Origin of the sequence: Achromobacter agilis (assembly GCF_900496965.1) — a bacterium.
Classification (GTDB): domain Bacteria; phylum Pseudomonadota; class Gammaproteobacteria; order Burkholderiales; family Burkholderiaceae_B; genus Achromobacter; species Achromobacter agilis.
On record NZ_UFQB01000018.1, the window covers coordinates 118,219 to 132,120 of the forward strand.

General features: G+C 67.0%; 12 protein-coding genes and 1 pseudogene. 11 read left to right on the forward strand and 2 right to left on the reverse strand.

What is annotated here, in order from left to right; genetic code table 11:
* Window positions 1-135 precede the first annotated feature (135 nt).
* The 5 genes from AGI3411_RS20260 (at window position 136) to AGI3411_RS20280 (ending at window position 6,063) form a co-directional block, all read left to right on the forward strand.
* Window positions 136-1,041 (forward strand): LysR family transcriptional regulator, encoded by a 906-nt coding sequence (locus AGI3411_RS20260; protein WP_129529132.1) that lies wholly within the window; start codon window positions 136-138, stop codon window positions 1,039-1,041.
* A gap of 125 nt (window positions 1,042-1,166) precedes the next feature.
* The gene (locus tag AGI3411_RS20265; protein WP_129529133.1) at window positions 1,167-1,670 is read left to right on the forward strand and encodes a sigma-70 family RNA polymerase sigma factor; all 504 of its coding nucleotides are present in this window, start codon (window positions 1,167-1,169) and stop codon (window positions 1,668-1,670) included.
* Between the two features lie 39 nt (window positions 1,671-1,709).
* Window positions 1,710-2,741, forward strand: coding sequence for a FecR domain-containing protein (locus tag AGI3411_RS20270; protein ID WP_165359223.1), 1,032 nt, complete (start codon window positions 1,710-1,712; stop codon window positions 2,739-2,741).
* A 157-nt stretch (window positions 2,742-2,898) separates the two neighbouring features.
* Complete coding sequence (locus AGI3411_RS20275) at window positions 2,899-5,310, forward strand: TonB-dependent receptor (RefSeq protein ID WP_165359224.1); 2,412 nt, start codon at window positions 2,899-2,901, stop codon at window positions 5,308-5,310.
* Window positions 5,311-5,334: 24 nt separating this feature from the next.
* Complete coding sequence (locus tag AGI3411_RS20280) at window positions 5,335-6,063, forward strand: DUF4198 domain-containing protein (RefSeq protein WP_129529136.1); 729 nt, start codon at window positions 5,335-5,337, stop codon at window positions 6,061-6,063.
* Window positions 6,064-6,125: 62 nt separating this feature from the next.
* Here AGI3411_RS20280 and AGI3411_RS20285 read toward each other — a convergent pair whose 3' ends face one another.
* Complete coding sequence (locus AGI3411_RS20285; RefSeq protein ID WP_129529137.1) at window positions 6,126-7,544, reverse strand: amidase; 1,419 nt, start codon at window positions 7,542-7,544, stop codon at window positions 6,126-6,128.
* Window positions 7,545-7,607: 63 nt separating this feature from the next.
* Window positions 7,608-8,840, reverse strand: a complete 1,233-nt coding sequence (locus AGI3411_RS20290; protein ID WP_129529138.1) for an amino acid ABC transporter substrate-binding protein — start codon at window positions 8,838-8,840, stop codon at window positions 7,608-7,610.
* Between the two features lie 120 nt (window positions 8,841-8,960).
* Here AGI3411_RS20290 and AGI3411_RS20295 point away from each other — a divergent pair, with 120 nt between their 5' ends.
* The 6 genes and pseudogenes from AGI3411_RS20295 to AGI3411_RS30425 all read left to right on the forward strand — a co-directional run.
* Window positions 8,961-9,884 carry a LysR family transcriptional regulator gene (locus AGI3411_RS20295; protein WP_129529139.1) on the forward strand — a complete coding sequence of 308 codons (924 nt, stop codon included), beginning with the start codon at window positions 8,961-8,963 and terminating at the stop codon, window positions 9,882-9,884.
* A gap of 88 nt (window positions 9,885-9,972) precedes the next feature.
* Window positions 9,973-10,965, forward strand: a complete 993-nt coding sequence (locus AGI3411_RS20300; RefSeq protein ID WP_129529140.1) for a branched-chain amino acid ABC transporter permease — start codon at window positions 9,973-9,975, stop codon at window positions 10,963-10,965.
* Between the two features lie 9 nt (window positions 10,966-10,974).
* The gene (locus AGI3411_RS20305; protein WP_129529141.1) at window positions 10,975-11,856 is read left to right on the forward strand and encodes a branched-chain amino acid ABC transporter permease; all 882 of its coding nucleotides are present in this window, start codon (window positions 10,975-10,977) and stop codon (window positions 11,854-11,856) included.
* Between the two features lie 13 nt (window positions 11,857-11,869).
* A complete protein-coding gene (locus AGI3411_RS20310) occupies window positions 11,870-12,577 on the forward strand; it encodes an ABC transporter ATP-binding protein (protein WP_129529142.1) in 708 nt (235 codons plus the stop codon).
* A gap of 1 nt (window position 12,578) precedes the next feature.
* Window positions 12,579-13,319 (forward strand): branched-chain amino acid ABC transporter ATP-binding protein, encoded by a 741-nt coding sequence (locus AGI3411_RS20315; protein WP_062684767.1) that lies wholly within the window; start codon window positions 12,579-12,581, stop codon window positions 13,317-13,319.
* Between the two features lie 422 nt (window positions 13,320-13,741).
* Window positions 13,742-13,902: pseudogene (locus AGI3411_RS30425) on the forward strand (ABC transporter ATP-binding protein); the annotation flags it as partial.

Genomic DNA, 13,902 nt, shown 5'->3' on the forward strand with positions numbered 1-13,902 from the left:
GGCCGCCGGATGCAAGCCCTACTGCGGATGATGATATATTCCACAAAATCAGGATAAAACGGCTAATCCTGGTATCTCTATCCAGAAATCACGAACAATAAATCTTGTATCCGCGCATGCGCCGGAGTCTTGCCCATGGACCGCATTGATTTGTTCCGGGTCTACGCCCGCGTCGTTGAGTGCGCGAATTTCTCGCGCGCGGCGGACACGCTCGGGCTGCCGCGCTCGACGGTGTCCGCCGCCGTCCAGGAGCTCGAGGGCCGGCTGGGGGCGCGGCTGCTGAACCGCACCACGCGGCAAGTGGCGCCCACGCAGGAGGGCGCGGCGTTCTATGAACGCTGCCTGCGCCTGGTGGCCGACATGGAAGAGGCCGAGAATCTTTTCCGCCACGCGGCGGGCGGGCCGAGCGGCGCCTTGAAGGTCGACGTGCCGGGCCGCGTGGGCCGCTTGATCGTGGCGCCGGCGCTGCCCGGCTTCCTGGAAACCTATCCGCAGATCGATGTCACGCTCGGCGTTACCGACCGGGCCGTCAACTTGATCGAGGAAGGCGTGGACTGCGTGCTGAGGGTGGGCGCCTTGCCGGATTCCGGCCTGGTGGCAAGGCCCTTCGGCATGTTGCCGCTGATCAATGTCGCCAGCCCGGCCTACCTGGCCCGCCATGGCGTGCCCGAGGCGCCGCCGGACCTGGCGGGGCATCGGTGCGTGAACTATGCCTCGCCGTCCACTGGCCGGTTGGCGCCCTGGGAATGGCTGGATGGCGGCGTGCCGCGCAGCCAGCAGCTGCACGGCCGTGTCACCGTCAACAGCGCGGAAGCGTATATCGCCTGCTGCGTGGCGGGGCTGGGCCTGATCCAGATCCCTGCCTACGACGTGCAGGCGCAGATTGCCGCGGGCGAGCTGGTCGAAGTCATGCCCGGGCACCGGCCCGCGCCCATGCCCATGACGCTGCTCTATCCGCAGCGGCGTCCGCCGTCGCGCCGTGTGCAGGTCTTCGCCGACTGGCTGGAGGCGCTGCTGAAGCCGGCTTGCGGGTTGCGCTGACCCCGCGCCGCCCGCAGCCCCGCGCGGTGGGGCCGTCTTGAGTATTGCCTGGCCATCGCTTAATATCGCAAATAGTTCTTATTTATATTTAAAAGTCTACGTCGGCAAGACCGGGGCGATGGGCAGTGACTGAGCAATCCTCTTCTTCGATCGTCGAAACGCTGTATTCCAGCCACCACGGATGGTTGCAGGGCTGGCTGCGCCGCAAGCTGGGCAATGCCTCCGAGGCCGCCGACCTGGCGCACGACACGTTCGTCCGAATCCTGGGCAGGCACCAGCGCGACCCCATCCACGAACCGCGCGCCTATCTCGCGACCATCGCCAACGGCCTGGTGGTGAGCCACTGGCGCCGCCGCACGCTGGAGCAGGCCTGGCTCGAGGCGCTGAAGGCGCAGCCCGAACCGCTGGCGCCCTCGCCGGAGGAACGCGCGCTGATCCTCGAAACGCTGGAAGAGATCGCCCGCCTGATCGACGGCCTGCCCGAGCGTGTCCGGGAGATCTTCCTGTATTCGCAGATCGAGGGCTACACCTATCCGCAGATCGCCGAAAAGCTGGCGCTGAGCGTGAACGTGGTGCAGAAGGCGATGACGCGCGCCGTGGCGCACTGCTACAAGGCGCTGTATGCGTAGGGGCATGGGCGATCGCTCGCCATGCGGATGCGCGGCGGCGTGAGCGCCTCTTCCATCCCGCCGCCGGACGAGCCCGCCATCCCCGCGCACGTGGTGGACGCGGCCATCCATTGGTACGTGGTGATGGCGTCCGGCACGGCCACTGGGCAGGACCATGCCGCGTTTGCCCGCTGGCGTTCGGAAAGCGCCACGCATGCCGCGGCATGGTCGCGGTTCGAAGCCATGGGAGGCCGGCTGCAAGGCGGCGCGGCGCGCCTGAATCCGGCGACGACGCATGCCGCGTTGACGAAAGCCGCATCCGCTTCCGGCCGGCGGCGCGCGCTCAAGACGCTGGCCTGGGCCGGGCTGGGCGGCACCGCCTTCTATCTGGCGCAAGCGCAATTGCCCTGGCGCGGCCAGCTCGCCAGTGTGCTGGCCGACGTGCGCACCGGGGCGGGCGAACGCCGCGATCTGGTTCTGGAGGACGGCACCCGCCTGGGGCTGAATACGGCCACGGCCCTTGACCTTCGATTCACCGATTCCGAACGGCGCATCGTGCTGCGCGAAGGAGAGATCCTGGTGGAGACCGGGGCCGATGCCAGGGGGCGCCCGTTGGTGGTCGAAAGCCCGGCGGGTACGCTCCTGCCCATCGGCACGCGCTTCATCGTGCGCCATGTGGCCGGCGAAGCGGACTGCACACCGACGCGGCTGGCCGTCCTCGAGGGCGCCGTCCGCATCCATGCGGATGGCCGGCCCGATGGCGAGACGGCGCTGGTGACGGCGGGCCAGCAGGCGCGGTTCACGCGCCGCAGCATCGAGGCGCCAGCCCCGCTGGACGAGGCCAGCCATGGCTGGATCGCGGGCACATTCAGCGCCGAGGGCATGCGATTGGCGGACCTGCTTTCCGATCTGGCCCGCTACCGGCCCGGGAGCCTGCACTGCGCGCCCGAAGTCGCGGACCTGCGCATTACGGGCGCGTGGCCGCTCGACGGTCCGGATGCCACGGACCGCATCCTGGACACGCTGGAGCGCAGGCTGCCGGTGCGAGTCCGCCGCTATACGCGCTACTGGGTCACAGTCGGGCCGCGCTGAGCGGCGCCGTCCTTGTTGAATCATTCAGTAACAAAATGACCGGCAGGTTTTCCGGACTGCTGCGGCCTCCCTTGTAGAAGCCGAGCCTGACTGCGCCTCGTACGGGATGTTCTGCGGTGCTTCTGACCATCAACAAGCATCTGCAAGGAATCCGTATATGGCTCTGGGTCATGTTTTCGCTCCCGCCATGCTGTGCGCCGCCCTGGGCATCGCAGCGGCCACGCCGGCCCGGGCGCAGGGCATGGAAACCGCAGCGCAGGCGCCGCGCCGTTTCGATATCCCCGCCGGCACGCTAGACCAGGCGCTGGGCCGCTACGGGCGCCAGGTCGGGGTGCCGATCTCCGTGAACGCCAGCCTGACCGCCGGCCTGCACAGCGCCGGCGTCAGCGGCAGCCATGCCCCGGCCGAGGCGCTGGACCTGCTGCTGGCCGGAACCGGCTTGCAGGCCGTGCGCGACGGGCACGGCGAATACACGTTGCGCCGGATCCCGGATGCGCAGCGCGAGGAGCCCGGCGTCGCCGCGCTGCCGGCGATCACCGTAACGGGCAGCGGCGCGGGCGAGCTGCCTCCGGTCTATGCCGGCGGCCAGGTGGCCACCGGCGGCCGCGTGGGCCTGCTGGGCGAGAAGGACTTCATGGAAACGCCCTTCAGCACCATCGTCTATACCGACACGTACATCCAGGACATCCAGGCGCAGGACGTCTACCGCGTGATCGGGCTGACCGATCCTTCCGTGTACCTCAACGGCAGCAGCGGGATGATCACCGAGTACTTCAACCTGCGCGGCTTCGGCGTCTCGGCGAACGACTTGGCCTACAACGGCCTGTACGGCATGATCCCGTACTACCGCGCCACGGCCGAGCTGGCCGAGCGCATCGAAGTCCTCAAGGGGCCCTCGGCCCTGTTGAATGGCATGCCGCCGGGCGGATCGGTCGGCGGCAGCATCAACGTCGTGCCCAAGCGGGCCGGCGACAAGCCGCTGGCCCGCGTCACCGGCACCTACGCCTCCGATTCGCAGTTCGGCGTGCACGTGGACGTGGGGCAGCGCTTCGGCGATGAAAAGCTGTTCGGCATCCGCTTCAACGGCGTCTACCGCGACGGCGACACCGCGGTGGACGATCAATCGAAGCGGACCAAGCTGGCCGCGCTGGGCCTGGACTGGAGATCGCAGCGCGTCAGGCTGTCCGCCGACTTCTACACCAGCGAAGACCACCTGAACGGATTGAACCGCGGCGTATCGCTTGCCAGCGGGGTGGGCGTGCCCAAGCCGCCCCGGCCCGATACCCTGCTGGCGCCCGACTGGACGTTCACCGACACCAAGGACGAGGCCGTCCTGCTGCGCGCGGAGGTGGATATCGCCGACAACCTCACCGCCTATGCGGCCTGGGGCAACAGCGAAACCGATTTCAATTCGCTGGCTTCCTCGACCAACACGATCTTCAACGACCGCGGCGACTACCGCAACAACTTCTCTTTCCAGCGCATCCAGATCGCCAAGAATTCCGCCGAGATCGGCGCCCGCGCGCGTTTCAACACGCTGGGCGTGGGGCACGAACTGGCGCTGACGGGAACCTACTACCAGCACGACTACAAGTTCGGCTTCATGCGCAACATGCTGGCGAAGGACTGGGTCACCAATATCTATGACCCGGTCTGGGGCCCCGCCGTGGACACCAGCTTCAGGCACGCCGCGCTGCCCAAGACGGCCGAGCTGCGCACCACCAGCTACGGCATCGCCGACACCTTGTCGTTCGCCGACGGCCGCGTTCTGTTCACCGCGGGCGTGCGCCGCCAGAACGTGGTCAGCGACACCTTCAGTCCCGCAACCGGCGAGCGCACCGCGCGCTACGATGCCGGCGCCAACACGCCCGCGTTCGCGCTGCTCGTCAAGGCGACGGACAAGGTCTCGCTCTATGGCAACTACATCGAAGGCCTGAGCCAGGGCGCGACCGCGCCGGTGGCGGCGGCCAACGCGGGACAGGTCTTTCCCCCATACAAGACCAAGCAGCGCGAAGTCGGCGTCAAGGTCGACCTGGGCAGCTTCGCGGGCACGTTCAGCGCGTTCCAGATCGAACGGCCCAGCGCCTATACGGATCCGTTCACCAACGTCTATTCCTTTGGCGGGCAGCAGCGCAACCGCGGACTGGAATTCGGCTTCTTCGGGGAGCTCGCGCCCGATCTGCGGCTGCTGGGCGGCGTTTCCTATACGCAGGCCAAGCTGACCAAGACGGCAGGGGGCGTCAACCAGGGGCTCTCGGCCACCGGCGTGCCCGCCTGGCAGGGCAAGCTGGGCGTGGAATGGGACGTGCCCGGGCTGCATGGTTTGACGCTTACCGGCAACGTCGTCTCGATGTCCAGGCAGTACATAAGCGCCGACAACACGCTGTCGGTGCCCGGACACACGGTCTACGACGTCGGCGCGCGCTACCGCGCGACGGTTGCGGATCACCCCGTCACGCTGCGGGCCAACGTGCTGAACCTGACCAACAAGGCGTACTGGGCCGGCACCCTCGGCAACGGCCTGGGCGCGCCGCGCACGTTCCTCCTGTCCGCCAGCGTCGAATTCTGATCCTTTCCCTTTCTGGAGACTTGAATGAAGAAAACCCTCACCCTCATCGCGGCCACGCTGTGCCTGTCCGCAACGGCGCAGGCGCATCAGGCCTGGCTGGAGCAGGCCGACGGCAAGGCCGCGGTGCTGCGCTTCGGCGAGTTCGCGGAGAACCTGCGCGAAACCTCGCCGGGCCTGCTGGACCATTTCGGCAAACCGGCGGCAACCCTGATTTCGGCCAAGGGCGAATCGCCGCTGACCGTCACCAGGACCGCCGACGGCTTCGCGCTGTCGGCAGGCGCGGGCAAGGGCCAGAGCATCGCCGCCGAGGACCCCGTTTTTCCGCTGCGCACGTTCAAGCAGGGCGACAAGGAGATCACCAGCTGGGTCTGGCCCGGCGCCCGCTACGTCACGAGCCTGGCCGCGCAAGCGCCCAAGCTTGCCCTGGACGTGGTGCCCACCGGCACGGCCGGCGAGTTCCAGGTGGTGCTGAAGGGGCAGCCGCTGCCCAAGGCCAAGGTCGCCATCGCCGTGCAGTCGGGCTGGAGCAAGGAAGCGCATGCCGACGAGCAGGGCAAAGTGCGTTTCGATTTGCCGTGGAAGGGGCAGTACGTCATCGAGGCCAGCCATATCGACCGCGATCCCGGCGTACGTCCCGGCGCCTCCGGCGCCGAGAAGTACGACGGCATCAATTACGTGACCACGCTGAGCTTCGTCAAGGCCGACGGCGTGGCGCCGTTCCCCGCCGGTCCCGCCGCCACGCCCGGCAAGTAAGGGGCGTGGCGCGGGAGCGCCTTGCGGACTCCCCGCTTGGCGGCCCGCGCCGCGGCGGGGCGTTACAGGCCGATCGCCGCCAGGCCGGGCCGCCGCAGGTGCCAGTCCGTGGCCGCCTGGAACGCCATGCCGATGCGGCCCAGCGCGGCTTCGCCGCCCGGCTTGCCCAGCAGCTGCACGCCGATGGGCAGGCCGTCCGCGGTGAATCCGGCCGGCAGGGCCAGGCCCGACGCGTTGACATAATTGCCGGGCCGGGTGAAGGCCGCCAGCGGCGTGGCGGCTTCGTCCACTTCCTCCAGCGGGCAGGCGGCGAAAGGCAGGCAGGGCGCCAGCACCGCGTCGAAATCGCGCATCCAGTCCTGCCAGGCCTCGCAGGCGAGGGCATGGGCCTGCAGCGCCCGGATGTAATCCGCGGCCCCCACGCTCTTGCCGCCCAGCACGCGGGCGCGCACGTAGCGGCCGAGAGGCAGGCTGTCGTCTTCGATGTAATCGCGGTGCTGCGCATAGGCCTCAGCCGCGATGATCAGGCCGTTGCGCAGCATCATGTCGTGGAAGTCGAACGGGAAGGGCGCTTCGACGAACTCCGCGCCCAGCTCCGCCAGCGCGCGCCGCGTGTCGTCCAGCGCGCCCTGCACCGCCGCGTCGATGGCGATGGGATACTGCGCCGCCGGCATGAGGGCGATACGCATGCCGCGCAGCGGCTTCGGGCCCGCGCCGGGTTCGCGGAAGCGGAAGGCGGGCACGCCGCGCGTGACCGGATCGCGCGGATCGGGCCCGGACAGGGTTTCCGTCAGCAGCAGGGCGTCGCGCGTGTCGCGGGTGAGCGGGCCGATGGAGTCCAGCGTGTGGGACAGCGCCACCGAGCCGTGCAGACTGATGAGGCCGCGCGAGGTCTTCAGGCCCGTAATGCCGTTCAGGGCGGCGGGAATACGCACCGAACCGCCGGTGTCGGAGCCCAGCGCGGCGGGTGCGAGACCCGCTGCCACGGCCACGCCGGAACCGCTAGACGAGCCGCCGGGAATGCGGGCGCGGACCAGGTCCCAGGGATTGCGCGGCGTTCCCATTACGGGGTTCGTGCCCCACCCCCCGAAAGCGAATTCCACCATGTGTGTCTTGCCGAGCACCACCATGCCGGCGTCCAGCAGCCGGGTCACGGCCGTGGCGGTGAGTTCGCTGCGGCGCTGCCGCCATGCTTGCGAACCGGCGGTGGTGACCTGGCCCTGGATGTCGCACAGATCCTTGACGGCCACGGGCAGGCCGTCCAGCGGGCCGAGCAGCCCGTAGCCCGCGCGGCGGCGCGCGTCGGCGGCTTCGGCCAGTTTCAGCGCGCCTTCGTGGTCGACGCTGACGTAGGCGGCCAGGGCGGGATTGGCCCGGTCGATGCGGTCCAGGTAGTGCCGCGCCAGCTCTACCGAGCTGTAGCGGCCGCTGGCCAGGCCTTGCGCCAGTTCAGCCAGCGTGGCAAATGCGATGTCAGACATGTTTTCCTCAGTTGATGTCCGGGCGGCACGGTCTGTGCCGCGCCGCCTTCCGGTTTGCGCCGATCAGCGCTTGTTCCAGTCGGGAGTGGGGTACACCGGCTTCTGCGTGGCCACGTCCTCGGGCCAGACAGGCACCATGCCCTTGCCGGGCAGGAGCTGTACGACGGGGAAGGGCATCAGCAACTGTTTGCCGGTCTCGTCGATGGCGTAGGGGCCGGCCATGACGGTCAGTTTGCCGGACAGGTCCAGCGACGCCTTCTTGAGCGCGGCCGCGTCGGTGTTGCCGGCCTTTTTCACGATCTCTTCGGTCAAGGCGCCTGCGCCGTAGGCGAGCGCGGTCTGGAAGTCGGGCGGGAACTCGGCCTTGGGGAACTGGCGGTCGTAGGCGGCGGCGAACTGCTCGCGCGTCATGCCCGCGTTCACCTTCCAGTTGATCGCCGGGTGGTAGTTGGTATGGCTGTAGATGTAGTTCGCGTCCGCGCCGATGGCCTGGAATTGCGGCGTCGACGCATACACCATGAAGACGTAGGGGAAGTTGATGTCCAGCTGCTTCATCTGGCGCGTCATGCTGATCAGGTCGCCTTCATACGAGGTCGGCACCAGGGCCTCGGCGCCGGCTACGCGCGCCTTTTGCAGGATGGTGCTGAAATCCTTCTGGCCCTTCGGATACTTCTCGAACAGCACGACCTGCATGCCGTTCTTGGTGGCCTGTTCGCGTCCGCCTTCGGCCAGGCCCGCGGGGAACGGTTCGTCCGAGTACAGGAGCGCGACCTTCTTCACCCCTTGCTTGGCGGCCAGCTCCATATTGGCGCGCAGCATGGCCGACACCGGCATCTGCGTGCCGGAGACCATGTTCTTGAAGCCCTGCTTGTAGAGATCGTCGCTGGCGGCGGACCAGACCATCATGTACTTGCCCAGCCGTTCCGTCACGGTCGCGGCCGCGGCCGTCAGCGTGGAACCGAAGGGCGCGAACACCAGATCCACTTTTTCATCGACAATCAGGCGTTCGTAAACACGGGTCACCATCTGCTTGTCGCTGCGGTCGTCCAGCTTGACCAGCTCGACCGGATACTTCTTGCCATTGACCTCGATGCCGCCGCGGCGATTGACGTCGTCCACCCACAGTTCCACGCCGCGCACGCCGGACTGCGACGCCAGGGCGAAACTGCCGGTGGACGAGACAGTCATGCCCACCCGGATCTTGTCCGAAGTCTGGGCGGTGCTGAGTGTTGGGGTCAGGGCGGCCATGGCCAGGGCCAGCGCCGGTAAGCGGAACAGCCAGGATTTCGCGAACATGGGTTGTCTCCTATCGTTTTTGGATGTGGGGCCCTTCCTCCCGCGGAGCTTGAGTCCAAGGCCCGGTATTGGGCAATAATTGCCCAATACCTGAGAAAGCGTATAACAAATAGGCATGGAGTGCACGCCTTGAATAAATTGAACTACCGACAGACCGAAATGCTTTGGGCCATCGTGATGGCCGGATCGATCAGCGGCGCCGCCCGGCTGCTGAATATTTCGCAGCCCGCGGTCAGCCGGATGCTGGCGCAGACCGAAAAATCCATGGGCTTGACGCTGTTCGAGCGGGTGCGCGGGCGCCTCAGGCCTACGCCGCAAGTGCACAGCCTGTTTGAGGAAATCGAAAAAACCCAGCGCATGATGCAGCGCGTCAACGATCTTGCGGACGCGCTCTCGGAGCATGGCACGGGGGTGTTGCGGCTGGCCTCCATCCCGAGCCTGGCGCAATTCCTGGTGCCGCGCGCGGTAGCGCGTTTCCAGCAGCGCCATCCCGAGCTGCTGCTGCGGCTGAATACCAGCGCGCTGCCCAATCTCATCACCGAGGTGCTGCAGGGCGAGGCGGAGCTGGGGCTGGTGGTCATGCAGGCGGATCACCCGTTCCTGACGTCGGAACCCCTGCACGTGGGGCGCATGGTGGCGGCGATCCCGAAATCGCATCCGTTGGCGGAGCGGGCCCAGGTCAGCTTGGCGGACCTGTCTCCGCATCCGCATATCGTGGTGGGCACGCGCATGCCCTTCGGCATGCTGGTGCTGGGGGCGTTCGAGCAGGCTGGTCTGCCCTGCAGGATGTGCGCCGATGTGCCCTGGAGCCAGTTGGCGTGCGCACTGGTCAACGCCGGTGTCGGGATCGCCATCGTGGATGAATTCACCGTCATGCAGAACACCATGCCGGATGTTGTGATCGTGCCGCTGGCCGAGCGCATCCCCCTGAACATTTCGGCCGTCTATGCCGGCGGCCGCGAGCCCTCGCAGATCGCCGTCCAGTTCATCCAGGCGCTGCGCCAAGTGCTGGCGGATGCTTTTCCGGCCTCCGGTCAGGGTTAATACTTAACCTAAAGTTATGGTTTTATCGGTCATAATCGCCTCCAAATAAGGCGGCCGTCCAATCCGGACAGGCCCGGAGGAAGACACCATGAGCAGCAGTCCCGCCCTGGCGGCGGGCGCGGCTTCGCATCGCGCGCAGGATCAGCGCGCGGTGCGATTGCGCACCCGCATCGCAATGACCGTCTTTGTCGTGCTGACGGCCGTCCTGGCCTCGATCCCGCTGGCGACGTCGAATATCTCGTTCGCGTTCTACCTGATGCTGTGGATCACCATGGCCAGCGCCATGAACATCTGCGTGGGCTTCACGGGCTACCTGCCGTTCGGCTACGTGGTGTTCTACGGCGTGGGCTCCTACGCTACCGGCATCTGCTACAAGATCCTGGGCTGGCCGATCGTGCCGTCGCTGCTGGCCGCGGGCGTGGTCGGGGTGATCATCGCGCTGTTGCTGGCGCCCACCCTGCGCCTGCGCGGGGTGTACTTCGGCATCGTCAGCCTGGCGCTGGCCACCATCGTCAAGCTGGTCATTTCCAACCTGCCCCAATCCTTCACCGGCGGCAGCATGGGCATCATCCTGTCCAACGCCAACAATCCGGCGCACAGCTACTACGCCATGCTGATCGTGATGGGCGCGACGCTGGCCACCGTCACCTGGCTGTCGGTGTCGCGCCTGGGCCGCGCCTTGAAGGCGATCCGCGACGACGACGGCGCCGCCGCCTGCGTCGGCATCCATGTGCCCAACACCCGGTTGAAGGCATGGCTGCTGGCGGCGCTGTTTCCGGCGCTGGCCGGGGGCATCGAGGCCTGGTACACCAACGTGGTGGATCCGGAATACGCCTTCCATGTGCTGATCACGGCCAAGAGCATCATCTACGCCATGGCGGGCGGCTTCGGCACCATCCTCGGGCCGGTGGTGGGCACGCTGGCGCTCCTGGGCATCGACCACGTGATCTGGCAGAAATTCCCAGTGGTGAACCTGCTGCTGCTGGGCCTGATCATCGTGCTGCTGATGCTGTTCCTGCCGCGCGGCATCGTCGGCAGCCTGATCAAGCGCAAGCCGCAATTGCGCCGCTACATCGCCTGAGGACACGCCATGACCGGACTGATTATCCAAGGCCTGATCAACGGCCTGATCCTGGGCGCCATCTACGGCCTGATCGGCGTGGGGCTGAACGTGGTGTTCGGCGTGCTGCGCGTGGTGAACTTCGCGCACGGCGAGTTCCTGGTGCTGGGCGCGTACTTCGCGTTCTACCTGATGGAGTATGCCGGCATCAACCCGCTCCTGGCGCTGCCGCTGGCCTTCGCGGCCTTCTTCCTGGCGGGCTACCTGCTGTACTTCGTGCTGATCCCGCGGCTGAACAAGGCGGACGATCCCGAGATCAGTTCGCTGCTGCTGATGTTCGGCGTGTCCATCATGCTGGGCGCGCTGATGCTGCTGGCGTTCGACGCCGACGCGCGTTCGCTGCCCTACGAGATCGAGCCGGTGTTCCTGAAGTTCGGGCCTGTGCTGATCCCGACCGTGCGCCTGCTGGCGCTGATCATTGCGCTTGCCATCATCGGCGGGCTGACGCTGTTCCTCTACCGCAGCCAGGTGGGCAAGGCGCTACGGGCCATCATCATGAACCGCGACGCGGTGCGCATCGTAGGCATCAACGCCGAGCGCCTGTCGGCGGTGGCGTTCGGCCTGGGCGTGGGGCTGGCGGCGGCCAGCGGCGTGCTGGTCGCGATGGTGTTCCCGGCGTTTTCTCCCTTCATGGGCAACGACTACACGTTGATCGGCTTCATCGTCATCGTGCTTGGCGGCCTGGGCCACCCCGTGGGCGCCCTGGTCGGGGCGCTGCTGTACGGCATTACCGAGCAGGTGTCGGTTGTGTTCTTCAACCCATCGATCGCGACCATCTGCGGTTTCGCGCTGATGGTCGCGATGATCTTCGTCAAGCCCAGCGGCCTGTTCGGTCGCCAGGCGCTGCGCTGAACGGGAGCTGGACATGTTGAAAGTCACGAATCTCAAGAAGCGCTTCGGCGGCCTGGTAGCGCTGCAAGGCGTGGACCTGGAGGTGCCGCGCGGCGCCATCCTGGGCGTCATCGGCATGAACGGGTCGGGCAAGACCACCATGCTCAATTGCATCAACGGGATCTACACGCCGGACGAAGGGCGCATCGCGCTGGACGGCCGCGACATCGCGGGCCGGCAGGTCCACGAGGTGGCCCGGCTGGGCGTCGGGCGCACCTTTCAGGTGCCGCGCATCTTTCGCCAGCTGAGCCTGCTGGACAATCTGGACGTGGCCCAGCAGCAGGCGGGCCGCAGCGCCGACGAACGGTACGCGCAATCGGAATATTGGCTGCACAAGGTGGAGCTGCACCGCTTGCGGCACAACTATGCCGAGGAGTTGTCGGGCGGGCAGCAGAAACTGGTGGAGCTGGCGCGCATCATGGTGGCGCGGCCCAAGGTGGTGCTGCTGGACGAGCCCTTCGCGGGCGTCAACCCGGCGCTGGCCCAGCTGCTGATCTCGGTGATCCGCGAGTTGCCCACCGAACACGATTGCTCGGTGGTGCTGGTGTCGCACGACCTGACGTCCATCTACCAGTTGTCGCACCACATCATCGTGATGAACGAAGGCGCCATCCTGTGCGAGGGCGACGCCGACCGCGTTCGCGCCGACCCGCGGGTGGTCGAAGCCTATCTGGGAGCCTGACATGAGCACGCCTATCATCGCGCTGGAGGATGTGACGGTCGCCTATCACGGCGACATCACCATCCTCAACCGCATCAACGTCCAGGCGCGCGCGGGCAAGGTCACCGGCGTGATCGGCCCCAACGGCGCCGGCAAGTCCACGGTGCTCAAGACGTTGTTCGGCTTTCTGCCGCCGCGCACCGGCCGCATCACGCTGCGCGGGCAGGACATCAGCGCGCAGCCCTCGCATGAGCGCGCCAGCCACGGCGTCGCGTTCGTACCGCAGCACCGCAGCCTGTTCGGCGAGCTGTCGGTGCACGACAACCTGCTGCTGGGCTGCTGGCCGTTTCGCGGCGACAAGGCGCGGGTGCGCCAGCGTATAGATTCGGTGTACGACCGTTTCCCGATCCTGGCGCAGAAGCGCAACGATCCCGTTTCCAGCATGAGCGGAGGGCAGCAGCGTTTCGTGGAGTTCGGCCGGGCCTTGCTGATCGAGCCTTCGGTGATCCTGCTGGACGAGCCGACGGCAATGCTGGCGCCGAAGATCTCCAAGGAGATCTACGGCCTGATCCGCGGGTTCGCCGACGAGGGGATGACGGTGGTGCTGGTGGACCAGAACGTGCGCCGCTGCGCAGAGGTGTCGGACTATATGTATATCCTGGAGCTGGGGCGCAACAAGGCCGAGGGCGGCCGAGAGTCCTTCGAGGACGGCGGCGGGTTACGGGAGATGGTGGCTTCCTGGATGGATTACAAGATCGACTGATTTTTTTGCGGGGCGTTGGATTGAGTTCTTGAGACGCCGTGCGCGTCGGGGGCCTGGGCGGTGCGGGTCAACGATTGCGGTCCGGAGCCTTCGCTCCGGACTTCCCCTGCGTCATCTTCGTCACTGCCTGCGGCAGTTCCTTCAGATTCCCTTGGGCTTATCGACTCCCCGCACCGCCCAGGCCCCCGACGCGCACGGCTCTGTTGGAGCAAGCCTGTCGTTCGCCGGGGAGGTCGGAGTTCTTCAGGTTCTTGCCACGAGCGGGGTGGTGGTGGAGGGTCTTGCGGGGCCCGCCCCAGGCCGGCCGCCCGGGCGGCCTCGTGGGGCTTACGTGGTGCCTTGCGTCGCGTGATGACGCTGCGCGCCGCTGATCATCTCTTGCGATTCATGAAGCCCCGCGCGCCATCGCCGCTACGTCGAGTTCTGCGCGCCTGCTGGACGAGCCGACGGCAATGCTGGCGCCGAAGATCTCCAAGGAGATCTACGGCCTGATCCGCGGGTTCGCCGACGAGGGGATGACGGTGGTGCTGGTGGACCAGAACGTGCGCCGCTGCGCAGAGGTGTCGGACTATATGTATATCCT